We start from the raw sequence: 22,732 nt of genomic DNA on the forward strand, positions 1-22,732 counted from the left end.
GGGCCGGATGCGGTCAGCGGGGTCGTCGCCGGCGCGCGGGCGGACCACGATGGTGCATGGCCGACACGAAGCTCGATCGCGGCAAGTACCACCGCAAGCGCAGGGCCCGCCTCCGCCGGACCCGCCGCCGCTCCCGGCCCACCGCCGGACGGAACCGACGGCGCGCCTGACGGGGAGTCAGCGCCCCAGAGAATGTCGGACCCCGCCGGTATTTTCGGGTTCGTGAGGGACCTCGGGACGGGCGAGCGGCGGGGCCGCCGGGTCGACGACGGCCTCGCCGAGCTGGACCGCTGGCTGCGCGACCAGGTGGCGCACGGGCTCGCCCGCGCCGAGCGGGCGCCCTACCGGCTCTGGGACGACGCGGCGCGGCGGCTCGTCGACGCGCAGGCGGGCGCCCTCGCGGCGCGGGTGCGCGCGCTCGCGGGCGTCCCCCGGGAGCCCGGCTGGCCGGGCCGCCTGCTGGCGGAGTACGCGCTGCTGCGGCTGCTCGTCCGCGCGCACCGCCGCCGGGACGCCCTGCCCGCGGGGCTGCACGGCACGGTCCGGGCGCGCGTCGGGTTCCCGGTCGCGCGGGACGCCGTCCTGCGCGACGGCGAACGCGTCCGCGACCGCTGGTGGGTGCTCGGGACGCGCGACGCCGCCCAGGACGTCCTCACCGCGCGGCGCGTCTGGCTGCGCGGCGAGCGGACGGGGCGCCCGGCGCTGCTGCTGACGTTCACCGGCCCGAACGACGCGCCCGAACCGGCCCCGCCGCCCGGCGCCCGGTTCGAGGCCGAACTGGCGTACTACCCGGGCGCGCTGCCGCTGCGCGCCCTCGTCGCCGAGCGCCTCGCGCCGGACGAGACGGGCCCCGGCGCGCCGCCGGGCACGAGCGTCCAGGGCTTCCTCGACGAGCACGCGGACGCCGTCGCGCACGACCCGTGGCTCGACCGCTACCCCGCGACGCTCACCGACGTACGCCTCGCCCGGGACGCGACGGGCGCCCTGTTCGCCGTCGACGAGCCGGGCGACGCGCTCCCGCTGCGCGGCCCCGTCCCCTGGACCCTCCTCGCCGTCGCGGGCGGCGAACGCGTCACCCTCGCGGGCGAGTGGACCCCGCGCGGCCTGCGCCCACTCACCACCTGGCACCCGGCCGAAGGCGCGGTACCGCTGTGAGGACGTCTGCGCCGAGGGCCGCGGTCGTGAGGGGGGCGGATGTGAGGGGGCGGATGTGAGCGGGTGGGAGGAGCATGTGGCGGCGGCGCTGCTCGGTACCGAGCGGCGCGATCCGCCCGTCCTGGACGGGGCGGGCGGGGAGGACGACGCGGCGGCGCGGCTGCTCGATCAGGCCGCGCTGCTGACCGTCCGGAGGCGCGCCGGGGTCGTCGCCGCGCGCGGCGGGGACCTCGAGCCGGTCGCGCCGGCGCCGGTCGAGCACGCGCCGGCGGTTCCGGACGCGGCGGCGGCGCGGCTCGCGCGGATCCTGGCCGGGGAGCAGATCCGGGTGCTGCCGGAATGGCTGGACGCGGCGGCGGGGCGCGGCCTGCGGGTGCCCGCACGGCTGCTGCCCGCGCTGCTGGAGCGGGGGCGCAGCGACCGGATGCTGCGGCCGTCGATCGCGCGGGCGGCCGGGCGGCGCGGCATGTGGCTGGCGCTGCAGAACACCGACTGGGCGTACCTGGTGGGGGCGGGCCCGGTCCGGTCGGGCGACGACCCGGCGGGCGCGGAGGCGTGGCGGAGCGGCACCCGGCACCGCCGGGCCGCGTACCTGTCGGGGCTGCGCGGCACCGACCCGGCGGCGGCGCGCGACCTGCTCCGCGAGACGTGGGACCGTGAACCCGCGCCCGACAGGGCCGCGTTCCTCGGGACGTTCGCGTGGGGGCTCTCCCTCGACGACGAGGAATTCCTGGAGGCTGCGCTGGACGATCGGGGCAAGGACGTCCGGCAGCTCGCCGCCGACCTGCTCGCCCGGCTGCCCGGCGCGGCGTACGGGGAGCGGATGGCGGAGCGGGCCCGGCGCTGCCTCACCCTGCGGTCCGGGGCGCCGGACGGCCCGTGCATCGAGGTCGAGGCGCCGCACGAGCACGACGCGGGGCTCGCGCGCGACGGCGTCCCGTTCCATCCGGGCGGGTCGTTCGCGCCGCGCCCGGGCGGCGGGCCGGTGGGGACGCGGGCCGCGTGGCTGCGGGAGATCCTCGCCCGGACGCCCCTGGCGACGTGGACGTCGGCGTTCGGGCCGCCCGACGGGATCGTGCGGCTGCCGGTCGCGGGCGGCGGTGCGGGCGACCTGCACACCGGTTGGGCGCGCGCCGCACTGAACCAGCGGGACGTCGAGTGGGCGCGGGCGCTGCTCGGCGGCGGCGCCGCCGTCGACGAACCGGAGGCGCTCGCCGACCTGCTGGGCGTCCTGCCGGCGGACGAGCGGGGCGCGGCGGCGGCCGGGCTCGTCCGGGGGGCGCCCGACCGGGCGGAGCTGCTCCGGCTGCTGGAGCGGGTGCCGGGCCCGTGGACGGGCCCGCTCGCGGCGGCCGTCGTCACGATCCTGACCGGCTCGGCCGGGCAGCCGACGCGCGCCGCCGAGCACACGCTGGTGCGGCTGTGCCGGGTCGCCGACCTGCGCCTCGACCCGGCCGCCGCCGAGCGGCTGGCCGGGCATCCGGTGCGCCCGCACCCGCGGCCCCTCACCGACCTCGTCGAGACGCTGCGGTTCCGCGGCGCGATGCTGAAGGAGCTGAGTTGACCACTCCCCCGAACGGGTCCGGCGCCGTCCTGCGGCCGCACGCGGAGCAGGAGCACGCGGCGGAGCTGGCGCGGATCGCCGAGCACGACGACCGGCCGCGCCCGCCCGGCTGGCGGCTGTCGCCGCAGGCCGTCACGGTGTACCTGCTCGGCGGCGACCTGCCGGACGGGACGGCGATCGTCCCGAAGTACGTGGGTCCGCGGCGGCTCGTCGAGGTGGCGGTGGCGACGCTGGCGACCGACCGGGCGCTGCTGCTCCTCGGCGTGCCGGGGACGGCGAAGACGTGGCTGTCGGAGCACCTGGCGGCGGCGATCAGCGGCGACTCGACGCTGCTGGTGCAGGGCACGGCGGGCACCCCGGAGGAGGCCGTCCGGTACGGGTGGAACTACGCGCGGTTGCTGGCGGAGGGCCCGTCGGAGGGGGCGCTGGTGGAGAGCCCGGTCCTGCGGGCGATGCGGCGCGGGTCGGTGGCGCGGATCGAGGAGCTGACCCGGATGCCCGGCGACGTCCAGGACGCGCTGATCACGATCCTGTCGGAGAAGGCGCTGCCCGTGCCGGAGCTCGGCACGGAGGTGCAGGCCCGCAAGGGGTTCACGGTGATCGCGACGGCGAACGACCGCGACCGGGGCGTGAACGAGCCGTCCAGCGCGCTGCGCCGCCGGTTCAACACGGTCGTGCTGCCGCTGCCGGACACGATCGAGGACGAGGTCGAGATCGTCGCCCGGCGGGTCGCGCAGATCGGCGCGGGGCTGGAGCTGCCGGAGACCCCGGCGGGGCTGGAGGAGATCCGCCGGGTCGTGACGGTGTTCCGGGAGCTGCGGTCGGGGCTGACCGGCGACGGCCGCACCCGGCTGAAGTCGCCCGGCGGGACGCTCGGCACCGCGGAGGCGATCTCGGTCGTGACGGGCGGGCTGGCGCTGGCGGCGCACTTCGGGGACGGGGTGCTGCGGGCGGCCGACGTGGCGGGCGGGATCGTCGGCGCGGTCGTCCAGGACCCGGCGTCCGACCGCGTGGCCTGGCAGGAGTACCTGGAGACGGTCGTGCGCGACCGTCCGGGCTGGGGCGACTTCTACCGGGCGTGCCGGGAGGTCTCTTGACGGTCGAGGTGTTCGGCGTCCGGCACCACGGTCCCGGTTCGGCGCGCGCGCTGCGCACGGCCTTGGAGGAGTTCAAGCCGGACGCGGTGCTGGTCGAGGGCCCGCCGGAGGCGGACGCGCTCGTGGGGCTGGCGGGCGAACCGGAGATGGTCCCGCCGGTGGCGCTGCTCGCGTACTCGCCGGGGGACGCCGACGGCGAGGGCCGCCGGTCGGCGTTCTGGCCGTTCGCGGAGTTCAGCCCCGAGTGGCAGGCGATCCGCTACGGGGTGGGCGCGGGCGTGACCGTCCGGTTCTGCGACCTGCCCGCCGCCGTCGCGTTCGCCGCGTCCCCCGACGGCCCCGCCGGACGGGACGTCCGGGTCGACCCGCTCGGCGAGCTGGCGCGGGCCGCCGGGCACGGCGACCCCGAACGCTGGTGGGACGACGTCGTCGAGCACCGGGACGGCGGCCCGTCCCCCTTCCCCGCGATCCTGGAGGCGATGGCGGAGCTGCGGGAGCGCGCGGGCCCGCCCGCCGGGGCGGAGGAGCGGCGCGAGGCGTACATGCGGCGGACGCTGCGGCGCGCCGTCAAGGACGGGCACGAGCGGGTGGCGGTCGTGTGCGGCGCGTGGCACGCCCCGGCCGTCCTCGCCGACGTCCCCGCCGCGCACGACGACCGGACGCTGCGCGGACTGCCCCGGGTGCGGGTCGCGATGACGTGGGTGCCGTGGACGCACGGCCGGCTCGCCGCCCGCGCCCACTACGGCGCGGGCGTCGCGTCGCCCGGCTGGTACCACCACCTGTTCACCGCGCCCGACCGGCCCGTCGAGCGGTGGCTCGCCGGGGCCGCGCGGGTGCTGCGCGGCGAGGACCTGCACGTCTCCCCCGGCCAGGTGATCGAGGCGGTCCGGCTCGCCGGGTCCCTCGCGGCGCTGCGCGGGCGCCCGCTGCCGGGCCTGGACGAGGTCACCGAGGCGGCCCGCGCGGTGCTGTGCGAGGGCGCCGAACCCCGCGTCGAGCTGCTGGAACGGCGCCTCGTCGTGGGCGAGCGCCTCGGCTCGGTGCCGCCCCGCACCCCGATGGTGCCGCTGCAGCGCGACCTGCACGCCCGGCAGCGGCGGCTGCGGCTGCGGCCGTCCCCCCGGCCCCGCGACCACGACCTCGACCTGCGCCGCCCCTTCGACCTCGACCGCTCCCGGCTGCTGCACCGGCTGCGGCTGCTCGACGTCGACTGGGGCGTCCCCGCCGGGGGCCGCTCGACCGGGACGTTCCGGGAGACGTGGACGCTCGTGTGGCGGCCCGAACTCGACGTCGCGCTGATCGAGGCGGGCGCCTACGGGACGACCGTGCACGGCGCCGCGACCGTCCGCGCCGAGGCGCTCGCCGCCGACGCCGACGACCTCGCGGAACTCACCGACCTCGCCGAGCGCTGCCTGCTCGCCGACCTCGGGGAGGCGCTGCCCGCCGTGCTGCGGGCCCTCGCCGACCGCGCCGCCGTCGACGCCGACGCCCTGCACCTGATGGCGGCGCTGCCCGCGCTCGTCCGGACCCTGCGGTACGGCGACGTGCGCGGCACGTCCCGCGACCGGCTCCGCGCCGTCGTGGACGGCCTCCTCGTGCGGATCCGTGTGGGGCTCGCGCCCGCGCTGTCGGGCCTGGACGAGGACGCCGCCCGTGCGGCCCTCGACCGCGTCGACGCCGTCCACGGCGCGCTCGCGCTGCTCGCCGACGAGGCCCACCTCGCCCGCTGGCGGCGCGCCCTCGAACGCCTCGTCGCCCGCCCGGAGGGCCTGCACGGCCTGATCGAGGGCCGCGTCACCCGGCTGCTGCTGGACGCGGGCCGCCTCGACGACGCACCCGACCGGATGGCCCGCGCCGTGTCCGCGGGCGTCGCACCGGCCCGCGCCGCCGCGTGGGTCGAAGGGTTCCTGTCGGGGGGCGAGCTGTCCGGCGGCGGGCTGATCCTCATGCACGACGAGGGCCTCCTGCGCCTCGTGGACGGCTGGCTCGCCGAGCTGCCCGCCGCCGCGTTCACCGACGTGCTGCCGCTGCTGCGCCGCACGTTCGCGACGTTCTCCGCCGCCGAGCGCCGCTCGATCGGCGCCCGCGCCCGCCGCCTGCACGACCCGCGTCCCGCCCGCCCCGACGCGTCCCCCGCGGACGTCGACCCGGCCCGCGCGGAGCCCGCCGCCGCGACCGTCCGCACCATCCTCGGCTGGGAGGCCCCATGAGCGGCGCATCGGACGGGACGGACGGGCACGACGAGCGGATGCGGCGGTGGCGGCTGGTGCTCGGGGGCGGGCCCGCCGACGGGACGGGCGTCCCGCTCGCCGGGGACGACGCGCGGATGGACGGGGCGCTGGAGCGGCTCTACGGGGGCGACTCCGGGGAGCGGCGGGCGCGGCCGGGGCGGCGCGGGGCCGGGCTCGGGGACTCGGCGCCGTCGGTGGCGCGGTGGCTCGGCGACGTGCGCGCGTGCTTCCCGTCGACGGTCGTCCAGATCATGCAGCGGGACGCGATCGAGCGGCTCGACCTGGCGCGGCTGCTGCTCGAGCCGGAGATGCTGGACGCCGTCGAGCCGGACGTCCATCTCGTGGGCACGCTGCTGGCGCTGAACACCGTGCTGCCGGACCGGGCGCGGGAGTCGGCGCGGGCCGTGGTGCGGCGGGTCGCGGACGACCTGGAGCGGCGGCTCGCGCAGCGCACCCGGTCGGCGGTCGGCGCCGCTCTGGACCGGTCCGCGCGCACCGCCCGCCCGGCGCGGGCCGCCGACGTCGACTGGGAGCGGACGGTCCGCGCGAACCTGCGGCACTACCTGCCGGACCGGGGGACGATCGTCCCGGAGCGGCTGGTCGGGCACGGGCGGCGCGGACGCGCGGCGCTGCGGGACGTGGTGCTGTGCGTCGACCAGAGCGGGTCGATGGCGGCGTCGGTGGTGTTCGCCGGGGTGTTCGGCGCGGCGCTCGCGTCGCTGCGGTCGCTGCGGACGTCGCTGGTGGCGTTCGACACGTCGGTGGTGGACCTGACCGGGCGGCTGCACGATCCGGTGGACGTCCTGTTCGGCACGCAGCTGGGCGGCGGCACCGACATCGGGCGCGCGCTCGCCTACTGCGCGGAGCTGATCACCCGGCCGTCCTCGACGGTCCTGGTGCTGATCAGCGACCTGTTCGAGGGCGGTTCGCGGGACGAGCTGCTGCGCCGCGCGGCGGCGCTGACGTCGTCCGGGGTAAGGGTGGTGGTGCTGCTCGCGCTGTCGGACGACGGGACGCCCGCGCACGACCACGGGAACGCGGCGGCGCTCGCCGCGCTGGGCGTGCCCGCGTTCGCGTGCACGCCGGACGCGTTCCCCGACCTCATGGCGGCCGCCGTCGAGGGCCGTGACCTGCGAGGATTCGCCGGAGGAGGGCGGACCCCGGGGTGAGCGCCTGGCCTCCGGCCCGGGCTCTGCGCTATGTTTGCACATATGAGCACTTCTTCAGATGTCGCGGCGGCCGAGGAATGCGCCGTCCGGGTCGTCGATCCGGAGAAGGTCGCCCTGGTGCGGGCCGCGCTGCCGGACGGGGAGACGATCGGCGAGCTCGCGCAGGTGTTCGGGCTGCTGTCCGACCCGGGCCGGCTGCGCGTGATCACCGCGCTGCTGGAGGGCGGCGAGATGTGCGTGTGCGACATCGCGGCGTCCTGCGGGCACTCGGAGTCGGCGGTGTCGCACGCCCTGCGGCTGCTGCGGGCGAGCCGGGTCGTCCAGGTGCGGCGGTCCGGGCGGCGGGCGTACTACCGGCTGGACGACTCGCACGTGCGGATGCTCCTGGACCTCGCCCTCGCGCACGTCGGGGAGGACGGGTCATGACGGCGGAGCACGGCCACGGCCACGAGCACGGCGACGGGCACGGCCACGGGCACGGGCACGGCATCTCCGCGAGCGCGGACCGGCGGCTGCTCGGCGGGGCGCTCGCGCTGATCGTGGGCTACATGTCGGTCGAGGTGGTCATCGGCTTCCTCGCCGGGTCGCTGGCCCTGATGACCGACGCGGCGCACATGATGACGGACGCGTTCGCGATCGCGCTCGCGCTGGTGGCGATGCGGATCGCGGCCCGGCCGCCGAAGGGCGGCTACACCTACGGGCTGCGCCGCTCGGAGATCCTGTCGGCGCAGCTCAACGGGCTGACGCTGATCCTGCTCACGGTGTACTTCGTCTACGAGGGCGTGCACCGGCTCATCGACCCGCCGGAGGTGGACGGCCGGTTCGTCTTCTTCACGGCGCTCGCCGGGGTCGGGATCAACCTGATCGCGACGTGGCTGATCAGCAAGGCGAACCGCAGCAGCCTGAACGTCGAGGGAGCGTTCCAGCACATCCTGAACGACCTGTTCGCGTTCATCGCCACGGCGGTCGCGGGGCTGCTGGTCTGGACGGCCGGGTTCGCGCGGGCCGACGCGATCGCGTCGCTGGTGGTCGCGGCGCTGATGCTCAAGGCCGGGTACGGGCTGCTGCGGGACGCGGGCCGCGTGCTGATGGAGGCCGCGCCCGCGGGCGTCGATCCGGCCGAGCTGGGCGCCCGGCTGGCGCGGCGGCCGTGCGTGGAGGAGGTCCACGACCTGCACGTGTGGGAGGTCAGCTCGGGATACCCGGCGCTGTCGGCGCACGTGCTGGTGGACGGCCAGGGCGACTGCCACGCGGTGCGCCGGGACCTGCAGGAGGTCCTGCGGGCCTGGTACGGGATCACGCACACGACGCTTGAGGTCGACCACGTGGCGGCGTCCGCCGTCCACTGCGACGACGCGCACGGGCCCCGGCACGTGTCGGACTCGCCGGAGCCGCACCGGCACGCGGGCTCGGCGCCCTGCGACCACTGACCCGGCCGGGCGCGTCCCCGGCCGGGCCGGGTCAGCCGGGGACGCCGAACAGCTTCGCGGGGCCGTCCCAGCAGACGGCGCGGAGCCAGTCGTCGCCGAGGTCGAGGCGGGCGAGGCCCTCGAGCTGGTGGGCGTACGCGTAGGGGATGTTGGGGAAGTCGGTGCCGAACAGGACGCGCCCGGCGAGGCCGAGGTCGCGCAGCCGGGGCATGAGGGCGTCCGGGAACTCCGACAGGCCGAAGTCGGTGAACACCATCGTGGTGTCGAGGTGGACGCCCGCGTACCGGTCGGCGAGCTCGAAGAACCCGTCGCACTCGGGGGCGCCCATGTGCGCGACGATCGCCGTCAGGCGGGGGTGCCGGGCGAGGACGTCGCCGAACGGGCCGGGTCCGGTGAAGCCGTTCGCGACCGGGCCCGACCCGGCGTGGACGAGCGCGGTGACGCCCGCGTCGGCGAGCGTCCCCCACACCTCGTCGAGTTCGGGCGCGCGCGGGTCGAACCCGCCGACCTGCAGGTGGACCTTGAACACGCGGGCGCCCGCGTCGATCGCCCGGCGGACGTAGCCGGCGGCACCGGGCTCGGGGAAGAACGTCCCGGTCTGGACGCATTCGGGGACGCGCTCGGCGAATCCCGCGGCCCACGCGTTCAGCGACTCGGCCATGCCGGGACGGTGCGGGTACAGCAGGGACGTGAACGCGCGGACGCCGTGGTCGCGCAGGAACGCGAGCCGCTCGTCCTCGGGGTGCCGGTACCGGATGGGCCACTCGGTGCCGATCAGCGGCCCGGCCCGGTCGAAGTACTCCCACACGGCGTCCATCAGGCGCGGCGGCATGAAGTGGGTGTGGACGTCGATCAGCCCGGGGAGGCCCAGCGCGCGCCAGAAGCCGGTGATCTCGGCGTCCGAACGCGGTCCAGAACGTGATTCGGTCACGCCCGCACTCTACGTGATCTCGTCCAGGAGGACGGGCAGGGCGGCGCGCAGCTCGCGGCGCCAGTACGGCCACGTGTGGGTGCCCCGGTAGAAGTGCGTCGAGATCGGGATGCCCAGCTTGCGCAGCTTGTCGGCGAACTGGCGGCCCACGGTGTGCGCGAGCGCCTCCAGCGGGTCGCGGTCGGCGGGGGCGGGGCGCGGGTCGTACGGGCCGGGGGCGCCGTCGCCCGCGCTCACGTACAGCCGCGTGCCCGCGAGCCGGTCGGCGAGGTCGAACGGGTTGTGCTGCCGCCAGACGATCCGCTGCCGTTCGGGGTCGCCCCACACGTCCGTCCAGTCCCGCCCGGGCTCGGCGATCGCGACGCCCAGCTCGACCAGGTCGGCGGCGTCGAGGGCGGACGGGTCGGCGTGCAGGGTGTGCAGGGGGCCGCTGAACGACGCGGCGGCGCGGAACACGCCGCGGTGCCGCGCCGCGTAGGCCATCGCCCCGAAACCGCCCATGGCGTTGCCCGCGACGGCGCTCTCGCCGCCCGCGCGGTACCCGCGCTCGAGGATCTGCCGGAGCTCCGCCAGGTGGAACGTCTCCCAGCGCGGCGCGCCGCCCTCGCCGCGGTTCCACCAGTCGGTGCAGGCGCCGCAGCGGCCGCCGTCCGGCATGACGACGATCACCTCGGCGGCGGCGGTGAGGTCCTCGACGTCGGTGTGGTCGGTCCACGCCCGGTGGTCGGCGCGGCCGTCCGCGCCGTGCAGCAGCCACAGCGACGGCCAGGTGCGGGACGCGTCCCGCGACCAGCCCGGCGGCAGCAGCAGCCGGACGCGCGCGACGCCCGTCAGGACCGGGGATCGGACCGCCAGGTCCAGGACGCGGGGCCGGGGCCGGTGCTCCGCGACGACCGCGGCGCCGTCGTCGGAGGGGGCCGTGAAGAACGTCGCGCTGCGCATGGGCCACCCCCGCGGGAATTTGGCTGCCGTCAGCAGAAATGTCCCCGCTTCCCGCGGTGTTTCAACGTTGAGTAATCGGTTTATAAAATATCGGGCCGGGGATCGCGGTCCACGTCACCGGTAGGGTGACGCCGAACGGGGAATGGGCGATCGGCCCGGAGGCGGAGCACCTGAGATGCGCAGCAAGACCGAACTGGAGTCGGCCATCCGGTCCGGCGGCCGGGCCGTGCTGGTGATCAACGCGCGGTCGCGCCGCGGGCGCCGGCTGTACGGGACGGCTCGGCGGCTGCTGGACGAGGCGGGGCTCGAGTTCGTCCGGGTGTTCCCGGTGACCGACCCGGGGAAGCTGCGCGGCCTGTTCGAGGACGTCCTGGCGCTGGAGCCCGACCTCGTCGTGGTCGGCGGCGGGGACGGGACGGTCGCCGAGGCGGTCGGGAACCTCGCGCACCGCGACATCGCGCTCGGCGTCCTGCCGCTCGGCACCACCAACAACTTCGCGCGCAGCCTGGAGCTCCCGCTCGACCTGCCGGGCGCCGTCCGCACCCTGTGCGTCGGCGGCCCGGCGGGCGGCAAGGTCGCGGACGTGGACGTCGGCTGGTTCGACAGCACCGACGACCCGCGCGGCGAGGGCCCCGGCGACGACCGCGCGCACCTCTTCGCGAACATGGTCAGCATCGGGCTGTCGGTGCACGTCGCGGGCAGCGTCCCGCACCTGCTCAAGCGGTACGCGGGGCGGGCGGCGTACGCGCTGACGGCGGTGGGCCTGCTGCCCCGGCACCGGGCGTTCACGGCGCGGATCACCATCGACGGCGAGACCCGCGAGATGAAGACGCACCAGCTGAACGTCGCCAACGGCGCCCACCACAGCGGGACCCGCATCGCCCGCGACGCCAGCCCCGACGACCGGCTGCTGGCCGTCTACCGGCTGGGCGACGAGCGGCGGCTGCGGCTCGCGTCGGCGACGGCCCGGCACGTGCTGACCGGGCCGCGCCGCTCGCTCGCCGAGGACGTCTTCCTCACCACCGACCGCGTCGAGATCGAGACCGATCCGCCGCTGCGGGTCGACGTGGACGGCGAGGTCCGCGGCCGGACGCCGGTGACGATCCGGCTGCGCGGCAACGCGCTGCGCGTCGTCGTCCCGCAGACGTTCGTCGACACCTGATCGGCCCGCACCCGGCCGCGCCGGGCACGGGCCGGGGTGCGGCTCCGGGGAGGGGCCTAACCGGTCGTGCCGGCGGCCGCGGCGGTCTCGGGCGCCTCGCCCGCCATGACGTACGCGCCCGCCTCGAGCCGCTCGATCAGCCCGTGCGTCCACGCGGTGGCGGCGTCCGCGGAGTGCGTCCACCAGCCGAGCAGCTCCCGCAGGTGGTCGCCCGGGTCGAGCCGCTCCGCGGGAGGGCTCACCGACGCCCGCCAGGTCGCGAGGCCGTCGAGCCGCTGCCGCAGCAGCGCGATCGCCTCGGCGCGCGGCAGCTCGGTGAGGAAGCCGAGCCCGGCGGTCAGCATCTCGGGGTGCCGGACGTCGACCGTCCCGAGCGCGCACCGCAGCAGCCGCAGGAACTCCTCCCGGCCCGCGTCGGTGATCTCGTAGTCCACGTGCGGGGGGCCCGCGTCGCTCTCCTCGACGCCGTGGGCGTGCAGCAGGCCCTCCTTGGCGAGCTGCCTGAGCGCGTGGTAGATCGAACCGGGGTTCACGTGCGCCCACTCGTCCGATCCCCACGACAGCAGCTCGCGCCGGACCGTGTAGCCGTGCGCCCGCCCCGACCGCCGCACGCCGCCGAGCACCAGCAGCCGCGTCGCCGACATCTGGCTCCCTTCCCATCGGGTGACGCTCCAGGCTACGGCCTCGGCGGGTCCGGACGCGGCGGGGGCGGGTCAGTGATCGGCGGCCGACAGGTCCAGATCGCGGGGGGTGAGGCGCCACACGACGGCGGCGGCGGCCAGCATGAGGAGCGCGCCGGCGAGGCCGGTCAGCCCGAGGGAGTGCTCGAACGCCGTCCGCGCGATGTCGGCCAGGGACGCGTTGACGCCGCCCGCGACGTCCAGCGCGCCGGTGAGGGACTCGCGGGCCGCCTCCGCGGCGCCGCCGGTGACGCCCATGGACGCCAGCTCGCCGGTCGACAGGTCGCCGCGGTAGACGGCGGCGGCGAGGCTGCCGAGCAGCGCGATGCCGAGGGCGCCGCCGATGTCGTAGCTGGTCTCCTCGACGGCGGCGGCGCTGCCCGCCTGCTCGGGCGGCGCGCCCGCCATGATGACGGCGGACGCGATCGCGAGCGACCCCATGCCGAGCCCGATCAGCATCAGCGCGAGGGCGACCGGCCAGTACCCGATCGGCTGCGGGGCCAGGCCGAGGACGGCGAAGCCGAGCCCGGCGATCGCCAGCCCGCCCGCCAGGACGGTCCGGGCGCCGACCCGCGCGGCGACCGCGGGGGCGGCCGGGGACGCGATGATCGCGGCGAGCGCCGTCGGGAGCAGCCGCAGGCCGGTCTCCAGCGGCCCGTAGCCCTGGACGAGCTGCATCCACTGGGCCATCAGCAGCATCATGCCCGCCATCGCCAGCTCGGTGGTCATGGCCGCGAGGGCGCCCGCGCTGAACGAGGGCGTGCGGAACAGCCGCAGTTCCAGCAGCGGGTCGGGACGGCGGAGGCAGCGGCGGACGAACCAGCCGAGCGTCACCGCGGCGACCGCGATCGACACCAGCGCGGTGGCGTCGGTGACGCCGTACTTGCCGGCGCTCTTGATGGCGTAGACGAGCGCGACCATGCCGGCCATCGACAGCACGACGGCGGGGAAGTCGAGCGGCCCGGGGCGCGGGTTGCGGGCCTCCGGCAGCAGGACGAGCCCGGCGACGATCGCCACGACCATCACCGGCACGTTGACCAGGAACGCCGAGTGCCAGGAGAAGTGCTCCAGCAGGAACCCGCCGACGATGGGGCCGAACGCCGCGCCGACCGCCGCCATGGCCGCCCAGACGCCGAGCGCGGTGGCGCGCTCGCGCCCGTCCGGGAACAGGGTGCGGATCATGGACAGCGTGGACGGCATGATCATCGCGCCGCCGACGCCGAGCAGCGCCCGCACGGCGATGACCTCGCCCGGGCTGTCGGCGAACACGACCAGCACCGAGGCGGTGCCGAACACCGCGAACCCGGTGATCAGCATCCGCTTGCGGCCCCAGCGGTCGCCCAGCGCGCTGACGGTGACGAGCAGGCCCGCGACGACGAGGGCGTAGACGTCCACCATCCACAGCAGCGACACGGTGTCGGGCCGCAGGTCGGCGGAGATCGCCGGGAGGGCCACGTTGAGGATGGTGATGTCCATGACGACGAGCAGCAGGCTCGCCGACAGGACGGCCAGGCCCGCCCAGCGGCGCGGATCCGGCGCGGCGGTCGCGCGGGGGGCGTCCGGGGCCTGCGGGGTCTTGGCGGTCACGGCCGCGCCCCCGTCCCGGCGAGGAAGGTCTCGGCCATCAGCCGGGCGGCGTCGCGCGGCGCGATGTCGCCGCGCCGCAGGCTCTCCCGGGCCGCGACGCACATCCCGTAGACGATGTTGGAGATCCACCGCGGCGGCATGTCGGCGCGCAGCGCCCCGGACCGCTGGGCGGCCGCGTAGAGGACGATCTCGCGCTCCTCCAGCCGGTCCAGGCGTTCCCGCAGGCGGTGCGCGTCCGGCACGGTGAACGTGAACGACCAGCCGTGCTCGTGCGCGAGGTCGGCGAAGGTCTCCAGCAGCGCCCGGACGGCCGCGAGGTGCACGTCCGGGTCCGTGGACGCCGCGGCGGCGTCCACCCCGGTGGCGTCGAGGGCGGCCTCCCAGCGGTCGAGCGCCTGGGTGCCGATCTCGTCGATCAGCTCGTCCCGTCCGGCGAAGTGGCGGTGCAGGGTGGCCCGGCTGATCCCGGCGGCCTCGGCGAGGTCGGCCATCGAGGCCGCCGGGTCCTCGTTCAGGCGGCGCAGCGCCGCCTCGATGATCTTCTCGCGCATCCGCATGCGCGATACCCCCGTATCAAATGAGACGTGTTTGCCTCACATGATACATAGACGTTTCACTACTCGGCGCCGCCCGACAGGTCGGCGAGGTCCTCCGGGGTGAGGCGCAGGTCGGCCGCGGCCATGTTCTCCTCCAGGTGCCCGAGCGACCCCGTACCGGGGATCGCGAGCATGACCGGGGACAGCGCGAGCAGCCCCGCGAGCAGCACCTGCGCGGGCGTCGCGCCGTGCCGCCCGGCGATCCGCGCGACGCGGGCGTCGTCCGGGATGCCGAAGCCGCCCAGCGGGAAGTACGGGACGCACGCGATCCCCGCGGCCTCGCACTCGGCGAGCAGGGCCGCGTCCTGCGGCATCGTGACGTCGAACCGGTTCTGGACGCACGCGACGGGGGCGATCGCCCGCGCCTCCGCGAGCTGCGCCGCGTCCACGTGGCTGACCCCGAGATGCCGGACGAGCCCCTCCTCGCGGAGCCCGGCGAGCACCTCGAACCGCTCGGCGATCGACTCGCCGCCCGGCTCGTCCAGACCGCCGGGGCGCAGGTTGACGAGGTCGAGCCGGTCGAGGCCGAGCTCGGTCAGGTTCTGCTCGACCTGGGCGCGCAGGCCGTCCGCCGCCACCTGCCCGGTGGGGAACGGGTCGTCCGGTCCCTTGTACGGGCCGACCTTGGTGGCGATCACGAGCCCCTCCGGGTAGGGGTCGCCGAGGGCCTCCCGGATCAGCCGGTTCGCCGCGACGCCGCCCCGCTCGTAGAACGCGGCGGTGTCGATGTGGTCGACGCCGAGCTCCACGGCCCGCCGCAGGATCTTCAGGCCGGTGCCGGGGTCGCGCGGCGGGCCGTCGACGTCCCCCGCGGGCAGCCGCATCGCGCCGAACCCCATCCGGCGGACCCGAAGGTCCCCGCCGAGCATGAAATGCGTGTCGTTCGTCATGCCACCAACCGTGCCGTTTTGCCCCGATATGAGCGAGCGGCTGGCAACTTGCTGCCAGCTGGCCGCCCGCCCCGCGCGGTGGCACACTGGACGGCGATGAGCGTCGGCACCCGCACGGGCACCACCCCCGGCAGCACGGACCTCAACGTCACGCTGCGCGGCGAGGCCGCGCTGCTCGAACGCGCCGGGCACCTGTTCGAGGCGCGCGAGGAGTTCGCCTGCGCCGCCCGCGACCTCGACACCTGGGCGCTCCCCGGCTTCCGCGAGCAGATCCTCGCCCGGCGGCGGGTCATGCGGCACGCGCCCGCCGTCCGCAAGCTCTACAACCCGGAGGCGCTGGCGACCGAGGAGGCCGAACGGCACCTGCTGGACGTCGCGCGCGCGGGAGTCACCGTCCGGATCTGCACCGCCCCGCTGCCGTACGAGACGATCGTCGTCGACCGGCGCGTCGCGATCCTGGCGGGCCGGTCGCACGCCGGGGTGCGCGAGTACACGGTCGTCCGCTCGCCGGGCGTGGTCGCGGGCGTCGTCTCGCTGCTGCAGGCCGCCTGGGACCGGTCGGCCGACCTCACCGACCACCGCCGCGACCGGGCGCCCGCGCTCACCGACGAGAGCCGCCGCATCCTGCGGCTGCTCGCCGAGGGGCTGAAGGACGAGGCGGCGGCGCGGCGGCTCGGCATGTCGCTGCGCACCTACCGGCGGCGCGTCGCGGAGATCCTCGTGCTGCTGGACGCCGAGTCGCGCTTCCAGGCGGGGCTGCGCGCCCACGAGCTGGGGCTGCTCCCCTAGGGTCAGCCGCCCGCGAGCGGGACGAGCCGGACGAAGACCAGGTCGGGATCGGCGGTGAGGTCGACCTCCTCGTCGAGGTCCTCGACCTGCCGGTCGCCGGCCAGCACGAAGAACCCGTTCGCGGCGAACGCCCGCTCGGCGATCTCGGCCTGCCGCTCCCAGTCGAGCCGCCGCGGCTCCCGCAGCCGGTACCCGCCCGGCTCGGCGACGGCGCCGTCCGGCCGGACGAGCCCGGTGAACCGCTCGGACACCGCCGCGTTGTGCCGCGCGACCTCCTCCCGGACCCGCAGCCGGATCAGCTCCCGGACGGTCATCCGCGCGGGCAGCCCCGCCACGGCGAACTCCGCGACGGGCCGGCCGACCGCGGTCTCGTCCCGGAAGGTCACCTCGGTCATCGCGCACCTCGCTCGATCTGCTCCAGGACGGACGGGTCGGTGATCGTGTCGTCGGCGGCGAGCAGGAACGCCTTGCTGAGGATCAGCGCGAGCCGCTCCTCCTCGAACGGGAGGAACACCCGCCCGGACGGCCGCCGGTCGGGGACGACGCACAGGTACGCGCCGTCCGGTTCCATCTGGACGTTCGCCGACCCCAGGTGGATCCGGTACGTGCGCAGCGCGCCGCGCACCACGAGGAACCGGCCGTCCAGCTCGCACCGGCCGGCGATCTTCGTGCGGGGCAGGACGCGGGCGAGGGCGTCGCGGCGGGTGAGCGCGCTCTCGTCCAGCTCGCCGAACCGGGCCCGCTCCCAGTACGCGAGCGCCGGGCCGTCGCCCGTCCAGTCGGGGTCGGCGGCGATGGAGGTGACGGAGACGAACAGGTCCACGTCCCGCATCGCCTCGCTGAACACCGCCGGGGGGACGTCGGCGAGGTCGGCCGCGCGCCACGCGCCGTCCGCGCGCCGGTCGAACCGGATCCGGTCGGTGCCCGCGAGGTCCTCGGGCCCGGGCTCGGCCAGCACGTGCGCGAACCGGATCCGCCACTCCCCCGCCAGGACGCGCGACGCCTCGTCCGCGGCACCGCCGTCCCACGGGCCGAGCAGGCCGCTCGTCCAGCCGCGCGCCCGGAACAGCGCGAACATCCGCCGGTAGCGGACGAGGTGCCCGGCGAACCGGGCCGAGTCCGTGCGGGCCTCCCGCTCGGCGGGCGTGAGCCGGTAGGTCTCGCGGAACGCCTGCTTGAACGGCTGCCGCACGCCCGACCCGACGATCGCGTCCCGCCAGGCCCGGACCTCCTCGGCCGGGGCGCCGACCGGATGCCAGAGCCGCACCGCGGCGTCGTCCCGCGCGTCGGGGAGCGCGCCGGTCCCGGGCAGGACGGCCGTCCACGCGCCCGGCGCCGTCTCGACCTCCCAGATCAGGGCGCGCACGGTCGCGCCCGCGACCGGATGCCGGACGAGCCGGTCGCGCCACCACCCGAACGGGTGCGCGGCCCGGACGGCGAGGCCGCCCTCCAGCGCCCGGCAGAGCGTGGCGAGCTGGGCGCCGACCCGCTTGACGAGGTCGCGCAGCTCCTTCACGGCGTCCTTGTGGTCGCGGCGGACGGCCGCCGGGACGCTCCGCAGCTCCCGGCCGTCCTTGGTGAACGCCAGCCGCGCCGCCGTGCCTTCGATCGTGATCACGGCGGTGTGCCCGCCGAGCTCGCGGCGGAGCACGCCGTCCGGGCCGAAGCCGAGGTCGGGCAGGCGGAGCGCCACCTCGGTCCGCTCGGCGAGGGCCGCGTCGGCCTTCTTCAGCATCCGGTCGAGCTGCTTGGGCACCGCCGCGTGCCGGACGAGCCCCCGCACGTTCCGGAGCGCCGCGACGAGCTCGGGCGTCGGGACGTCCTGCGCCGCACGGCCGATCTCGTAGAGCAGGGCCTGGGACGGCAGCGTCTTCGCGGCGGTCGGGGCGACGGCGATGCCGGGCAGCAGCGCGTCGAGCAGGGCGGGCAGCCACGGCGCGTCGGCGGCGAGCGCGACGCGCGCGGCGCGGCCGAGCGCGATCACCTCGTCCGCCGCGAACGCCTTGTCGGCCTTGTATGGAATCGTCCCGTCCTGGACGGCGCGGGCGCGGTCGGCCGCCTCCCGCAGCGCGCTCTCGGCCCACGCCGCGTACGCGGGGATCGCGGCGGCGCGGTGCCAGGCGTCCGGCAGGGGCGGCGGCGCGGTGTGCGTGCGGCGCCGGTCGAGCTCGGTCAGCCCGACCCGCTCGGCCGGCCCCAGCCCCGCGATGGCGTCGATCTCCCCGCGCGCGATCGGCGCGGCGTCCCGGGAGAGCCGCCCGACGACCTCCGCGAGCAGCCCACCGCCGGACCCGCCCCCGCCAGCACCGGCGTCGTCGACAGCCGCCCCAATCAAAGCGGCCCCACCCAACGCGGCCCCATCCGAAGCGGCCCCGTCCGAATCACTCCCACCCGGATCGGCCCCACCCGGACCAACCCCACCCGCAATGGTCCCGTTTCGGCCCTCGTGCTCCGGGGCGGTGAGACCGGCCACGGCGAGGAGGGTGAGGGGGGCGCCGAGTTCGTCCGCGTCCAGGAGGTACCGGACGAGCGTGCGGGCGGGCTCGGCGAGGCCGCCGGGCCACGGGCCGGTGCAGCGGACGAGCGCGGCCGTGCCGAGCGTGAGGTCGGCCCACTTGCGGTGTGCCAGGCCCGTGACCAGGGCGTCGAACATCCGGCGGCACGCCTCGGGGGTGAAGGCGGGCTGCCGCTCGGCGGCGGCGCGCTCGACCGCCAACCGGACGCTCGTCGCCTCCCACGCGCCGACCGTGCCCGGCACCGCGTACGCGGCGGGCAGCAGGTCGCCGAGGGCCGTGTCGGGCAGGCCGGCCAGTTCGGCGCCGGTGACGACGAACCGCTCGTCCTCGGGCGCGGGGCCGGTCATGACGCGCAGCAGGCGGGCGGCGAGGTCCATGCGGGCTCTTGGCTCAGCGGGTGATCTGGCGGCGGATGGACGGGTCGGTGATCTCGTCGTCGGCGGCGAGCAGGAACGCCTTGCTGAGGATCAGCGAGAGCCGCTCGTCCTCGAAGGGCAGGAGCACCCGCCCGCCGGACCTCCCCTGGACGATGCACAGGTAGGCGCCGTCCGGTTCCATCAGGACGTTCGCGGACCCGAGGTGGATGTTGTAGGTGCGGAGCCCGCCGCGGACCACGAGGAACCGGCCGTCCAGCGTGCAGCGGTCGGCGATCTTCGTGCGGGGCAGGATGCGCGCGAGCGCGTCGCGGCGGACCTCCGCGCTCGCCGTCAGGTCGCCGAACGCGTGCTCGCGCCAGTACGACCGGTACCGGTCGTCGCCCCGGTCGGCCCATTCGGGGTCGGCGGCGATGGAGGCGACGGCGACGAACAGGTCCACGTCGCGCATCGCCTCGCTGAACACCGCCGGGGGCACCTCCGCCAGCGGCGCCTCCCGCCAGTGCCGCCCGTCCCGCCGCTCGAACCGGACCTGGTCGGTGGACGCGTGCTCGGCCTCGTACCCGGCGACCGACACGAGGTCGTGGAAGTAGCACGCGCGCCACGTCCCGTCCGCGAACTCGCCGCGCGCCTCGCCGTCGCCGCCGCCGTCGTAGGGGCCGAGGTGGTTCGAGTGCCAGCCGCGCTCCTTCAGCAGCGCGTACAGCCGCTGGTAGCGGACGATGTGCCCGGCGTACCGGTTGGAGTACGTGCCGGTCCCCTCCTCCGCCGGGGTGAGCAGGTAGATCTCCCGGAACGCCTGCTTGAACGGCTGCCGCACGCCCCCGGCCGCGACGTGCTCCCGCCAGCCGCGGACCTCGTCGGCGGTCGCGCGGACCGGATGCCACAGCCGGACGTGCGCGGACCGCTCGGGCGCCGCGCCGGGCGGGACCGCCCGCCACACGCCGTCCGTCCCCTGGAACTCCCAGATCAGGCTGCGCGCGACCGCCCCGGTGACCGGGTGGTCGCGGTAGTGCGCGCACCACTCGGCGAACGGCCACGTGCGCCCGGCCGACAGCAGCGCCTCGACGCGGCGGCGCTCGTTCGCGAGCGTGCCGCGCACCTCCTTCGCGAGCGCCTTCAGCTCGGCGAGCCCGTCGGCGAACTGGTCCTTGACCACCGCAGGCGCCGTGCGCGCGGTGCGCCCGTCCGGGCCGGTGAACGTGATCCGGACGGTCGCGGCGTCCTCGATCGCGAGCCGGGCCGTGCACCCGCCGAGCGTCCGGGTGACCGAGCCGTCCGGGCCGAGGCCGTGCGAGGGGACGCCGCGCTCCACGACCTGCTCCGGGGTGAGCCCGAGCCGCTCGCCCGCCGCGGCGAGCGCCGCGTCGAGCTGCTTGCGCAGGCCGCGGTGCCGGATGCGGGCCCGCAGCGCGGTGAGCGCCGCGAGGCCGCCGGGGTCGTCGACGGCGCCGAGCGCGTTGATCGCCGCACCCGCGATCTTCTGGTTCTCCATGAGCGGCGCCGGACCCGACACGGGCGCCGCGTCCGCGACGACCTCGGCCCCGGCCGTCCAGACCGTGGTGCGGGGCTCGTGGCCGACGGGCGCCGGACCGCAGGCCGTCCGGCCACCGCCCCGGGCGCGCAGCGCGAGCGTCGCGAGGTGCCCGGCGACCGCGCCGCCGCCGGTCAGCGCGGCGGCCCAGGCGACGCCCCGCGCGAGGTCGGCGTGGGCGTCCCCGACCAGGTAGTGGGTGTGGGCCCGCCAGTCGTCGTCCTCGTCGTCCCACGTGAAGGGGCCGCCGTGGTACGCGCTGCACATCGGGGCGTCCTCGGCGAGGATCCGGACGGTCTCGGCCAGCGCGACGCGCGCGTCGGCGGCGGCGGCGAGGGCGGTGCAGGTCCGCCGCCACCGCTGCGACGGGCGCGGGCCGGACAGGCCGCCCAGGTGGCGGACGAGCGCGGCCGCGGCCGCCGCGTCGGGCAGGGCGCGGAGCGGAACGGTCCACGGGGCCGCGGGGAGCGCGGGCGCGTCCGGGGAGAGCGCGGGTGCGTCGGGCATGGGGCCGATCGTGGCAGAACTCCCCGACAAAACGCCCGTTCCGCCGCTCTGGTCAGTGACCTCATGGTCACCTACGCTCGGAGCAGAGTTCACCAGAACGAGATTCGGGACGGCGCCCATGACGCACAACGTGGTGATCATCGGAAGCGGGTTCGGCGGCATCGGGATGGCCATCCGGCTCGGCATGGCCGGGGTCCGCGACGTGGTGATCCTGGAGAAGGCCGGCGAGCTGGGCGGCACCTGGCGCGACAACACCTATCCCGGCGCCGCCTGCGACATCCCGTCGCACCTCTACTCGTTCTCCTTCGAGCCGAAGACCGACTGGACGCGCCGGTTCCCGCCGCAGCCCGAGATCCTCGACTACCTGCGGCACTGCGCCCGCAAGTACGGCGTGCTCGAGAAGATCAGGTTCGGCACCGCGGTCACCGAGGCCCGGTTCGACGAGGACGCCGCGCTGTGGCGGATCTCCACGACGGGCGGCGAACTGGAGGCGCGCGTCCTCGTGTCGGCGTCCGGGCAGCTCAACCGGCCCGCGCTGCCCGACATCGCGGGCCGCGAGTCGTTCGCCGGCCCGAGCTTCCACTCCGCCCGCTGGGACCACGGCGTCGACCTGCGCGGCCGCCGCGTCGCCCTGGTCGGGACGGGCGCCAGCGCGATCCAGATCGTCCCCGAGCTCGCCCGGGAGGTCGCCGAGCTGCACCTCTTCCAGCGGACGCCCCCGTACGTCATCGACAAGCCCGACCGGCCGTACCCGCCGTGGAAGCAGTCCGTCCTCCGGAACGTGCCGGGCGCGTACGGGCTGAGCCGCGCCCGCATCTACGCGCAGCTCGAGTCGCGCGCGCTGGGCTTCTTCAAGTACCCGAAGCTGATGAGGCTCATGGAGAACCGGTTCCGGCGGGACCTGCGCGACGCCGTCGGCGACCCGGGCCTGCGGCGCGCCCTGCAGCCCGGCTACCGGATGGGCTGCAAGCGGATCCTCGTGTCCAACGACTACTACCCGGCGCTCACCAGGCCGCACGTCCACCTGATCACCGACCCGATCGAGCGGATCACGCCGTCGGGCGTCCGGACGTCCGGCGGCGAGCACGCGGCCGACGTGCTGGTGTACGCGACCGGGTTCAGCACCACCGACTTCCTCGCCCCCATGAAGATCGTCGGACGGGACGGGCGGGAGCTGAACGAGGCGTGGCGGGACGGCGCCCGCGCCCACCTCGGCATCACGGTCAGCGGCTTCCCGAACCTGTTCCTGCTGTACGGCCCGTACACCAACCTCGGGCACAACTCGATCATCTACATGCTGGAGTCGCAGTTCCGGTACGTCGTCGGCTGCGTGCAGGCCCTGCGCCGCCACCGCCTCGACTGGATCGAGGTCCGCCCGCGCGTCGAGGACGCGTTCGTCCGCGAGATGCGCGAGCGGATGCGCGCCACCGTGTGGGAGGCGGGCTGCGACAGCTGGTACCGGCGGGAGGACGGGACGGTCGTGAACAACTGGCCCGGGTTCACGTTCGCCTACCGCCGCGCCACCCGCCGCCCCGACCCGCGGCACTTCCGCGCACGCCCCGCTACCACTGGGTAGGC

Annotated in this window: 19 protein-coding genes; 10 read left to right on the top strand and 9 right to left on the bottom strand. The window is 76.3% G+C overall.

Annotation, left to right across the window (positions count from 1 at the left end):
* Positions 1 to 222: 222 nt before the first annotated feature.
* From AB0L25_RS28560 to AB0L25_RS28590, 7 genes are read left to right on the top strand one after another with little or no spacing between them, the layout of a single operon-like run.
* Positions 223 to 1,155, top strand: coding sequence for an SWIM zinc finger family protein (locus AB0L25_RS28560; protein WP_500175804.1), 933 nt, complete (start codon positions 223 to 225; stop codon positions 1,153 to 1,155).
* Positions 1,156 to 1,210: 55 nt separating this feature from the next.
* Positions 1,211 to 2,719 carry a DUF5691 domain-containing protein gene (locus tag AB0L25_RS28565; protein WP_500175805.1) on the top strand — a complete coding sequence of 503 codons (1,509 nt, stop codon included), beginning with the start codon at positions 1,211 to 1,213 and terminating at the stop codon, positions 2,717 to 2,719.
* Positions 2,716 to 3,816, top strand: a complete 1,101-nt coding sequence (locus tag AB0L25_RS28570; RefSeq protein WP_500175806.1) for an ATP-binding protein — start codon at positions 2,716 to 2,718, stop codon at positions 3,814 to 3,816. Before AB0L25_RS28565 ends, AB0L25_RS28570 begins: the two co-directional genes overlap by 4 nt.
* Complete coding sequence (locus tag AB0L25_RS28575; protein WP_500175807.1) at positions 3,813 to 6,026, top strand: DUF5682 family protein; 2,214 nt, start codon at positions 3,813 to 3,815, stop codon at positions 6,024 to 6,026. Before AB0L25_RS28570 ends, AB0L25_RS28575 begins: the two co-directional genes overlap by 4 nt.
* A complete protein-coding gene (locus tag AB0L25_RS28580; protein ID WP_500175808.1) occupies positions 6,023 to 7,216 on the top strand; it encodes a VWA domain-containing protein in 1,194 nt (397 codons plus the stop codon). Before AB0L25_RS28575 ends, AB0L25_RS28580 begins: the two co-directional genes overlap by 4 nt.
* A gap of 42 nt (positions 7,217 to 7,258) precedes the next feature.
* Entirely contained in the window at positions 7,259 to 7,642 is a 384-nt protein-coding gene (locus AB0L25_RS28585) for an ArsR/SmtB family transcription factor (RefSeq protein WP_500175809.1), read from the top strand.
* Entirely contained in the window at positions 7,639 to 8,646 is a 1,008-nt protein-coding gene (locus AB0L25_RS28590) for a cation diffusion facilitator family transporter (RefSeq protein ID WP_500175810.1), read from the top strand. The genes AB0L25_RS28585 and AB0L25_RS28590 overlap by 4 nt, the downstream gene beginning before the upstream one ends.
* A gap of 31 nt (positions 8,647 to 8,677) precedes the next feature.
* Here AB0L25_RS28590 and AB0L25_RS28595 read toward each other — a convergent pair whose 3' ends face one another.
* The gene (locus tag AB0L25_RS28595; protein ID WP_500175811.1) at positions 8,678 to 9,577 is read right to left on the bottom strand and encodes an amidohydrolase family protein; all 900 of its coding nucleotides are present in this window, start codon (positions 9,575 to 9,577) and stop codon (positions 8,678 to 8,680) included.
* Positions 9,578 to 9,586: 9 nt separating this feature from the next.
* Positions 9,587 to 10,519 (bottom strand): alpha/beta hydrolase, encoded by a 933-nt coding sequence (locus tag AB0L25_RS28600; RefSeq protein WP_500175812.1) that lies wholly within the window; start codon positions 10,517 to 10,519, stop codon positions 9,587 to 9,589.
* Between the two features lie 175 nt (positions 10,520 to 10,694).
* Between AB0L25_RS28600 and AB0L25_RS28605 the strand changes: the two genes are divergently transcribed.
* Positions 10,695 to 11,681 (top strand): diacylglycerol/lipid kinase family protein, encoded by a 987-nt coding sequence (locus AB0L25_RS28605; RefSeq protein WP_500175813.1) that lies wholly within the window; start codon positions 10,695 to 10,697, stop codon positions 11,679 to 11,681.
* Positions 11,682 to 11,737: 56 nt separating this feature from the next.
* Here AB0L25_RS28605 and AB0L25_RS28610 read toward each other — a convergent pair whose 3' ends face one another.
* The 4 genes from AB0L25_RS28610 to AB0L25_RS28625 form a co-directional block, all read right to left on the bottom strand.
* Positions 11,738 to 12,325, bottom strand: coding sequence for a PadR family transcriptional regulator (locus AB0L25_RS28610; RefSeq protein WP_500175814.1), 588 nt, complete (start codon positions 12,323 to 12,325; stop codon positions 11,738 to 11,740).
* A gap of 69 nt (positions 12,326 to 12,394) precedes the next feature.
* A complete protein-coding gene (locus AB0L25_RS28615) occupies positions 12,395 to 13,948 on the bottom strand; it encodes an MFS transporter (protein ID WP_500175815.1) in 1,554 nt (517 codons plus the stop codon).
* On the bottom strand, positions 13,945 to 14,499 hold the full coding sequence (locus tag AB0L25_RS28620) for a TetR/AcrR family transcriptional regulator (RefSeq protein WP_500175816.1): 555 nt from the start codon (positions 14,497 to 14,499) through the stop codon (positions 13,945 to 13,947). The genes AB0L25_RS28615 and AB0L25_RS28620 overlap by 4 nt, the downstream gene beginning before the upstream one ends.
* A gap of 65 nt (positions 14,500 to 14,564) precedes the next feature.
* Entirely contained in the window at positions 14,565 to 15,434 is an 870-nt protein-coding gene (locus AB0L25_RS28625; protein ID WP_500175817.1) for an oxidoreductase, read from the bottom strand.
* Positions 15,435 to 15,530: 96 nt separating this feature from the next.
* Here AB0L25_RS28625 and AB0L25_RS28630 point away from each other — a divergent pair, with 96 nt between their 5' ends.
* Entirely contained in the window at positions 15,531 to 16,223 is a 693-nt protein-coding gene (locus AB0L25_RS28630; RefSeq protein ID WP_500175818.1) for a helix-turn-helix transcriptional regulator, read from the top strand.
* 2 nt (positions 16,224 to 16,225) lie between these two features.
* Here the strand turns inward: AB0L25_RS28630 and AB0L25_RS28635 are convergent, their stop codons facing one another.
* Genes AB0L25_RS28635 through AB0L25_RS28645 form a run of 3 tightly spaced genes read right to left on the bottom strand, consistent with a single transcriptional unit; the run spans position 16,226 to position 21,154 of the window.
* Positions 16,226 to 16,618 carry a hypothetical protein gene (locus AB0L25_RS28635; protein ID WP_500175819.1) on the bottom strand — a complete coding sequence of 131 codons (393 nt, stop codon included), beginning with the start codon at positions 16,616 to 16,618 and terminating at the stop codon, positions 16,226 to 16,228.
* Positions 16,615 to 19,116 (bottom strand): DUF4132 domain-containing protein, encoded by a 2,502-nt coding sequence (locus AB0L25_RS28640; protein WP_500175820.1) that lies wholly within the window; start codon positions 19,114 to 19,116, stop codon positions 16,615 to 16,617. The genes AB0L25_RS28635 and AB0L25_RS28640 overlap by 4 nt, the downstream gene beginning before the upstream one ends.
* 13 nt (positions 19,117 to 19,129) lie before the next feature.
* Positions 19,130 to 21,154, bottom strand: coding sequence for a DUF4132 domain-containing protein (locus AB0L25_RS28645; RefSeq protein ID WP_500175821.1), 2,025 nt, complete (start codon positions 21,152 to 21,154; stop codon positions 19,130 to 19,132).
* Positions 21,155 to 21,272: 118 nt separating this feature from the next.
* Here AB0L25_RS28645 and AB0L25_RS28650 point away from each other — a divergent pair, with 118 nt between their 5' ends.
* Complete coding sequence (locus AB0L25_RS28650; protein ID WP_500175822.1) at positions 21,273 to 22,730, top strand: flavin-containing monooxygenase; 1,458 nt, start codon at positions 21,273 to 21,275, stop codon at positions 22,728 to 22,730.
* Positions 22,731 to 22,732 lie beyond the last annotated feature (2 nt).

The organism is Spirillospora sp. NPDC052242 (assembly GCF_040679555.1).
Taxonomy (GTDB): domain Bacteria; phylum Actinomycetota; class Actinomycetes; order Streptosporangiales; family Streptosporangiaceae; genus Spirillospora.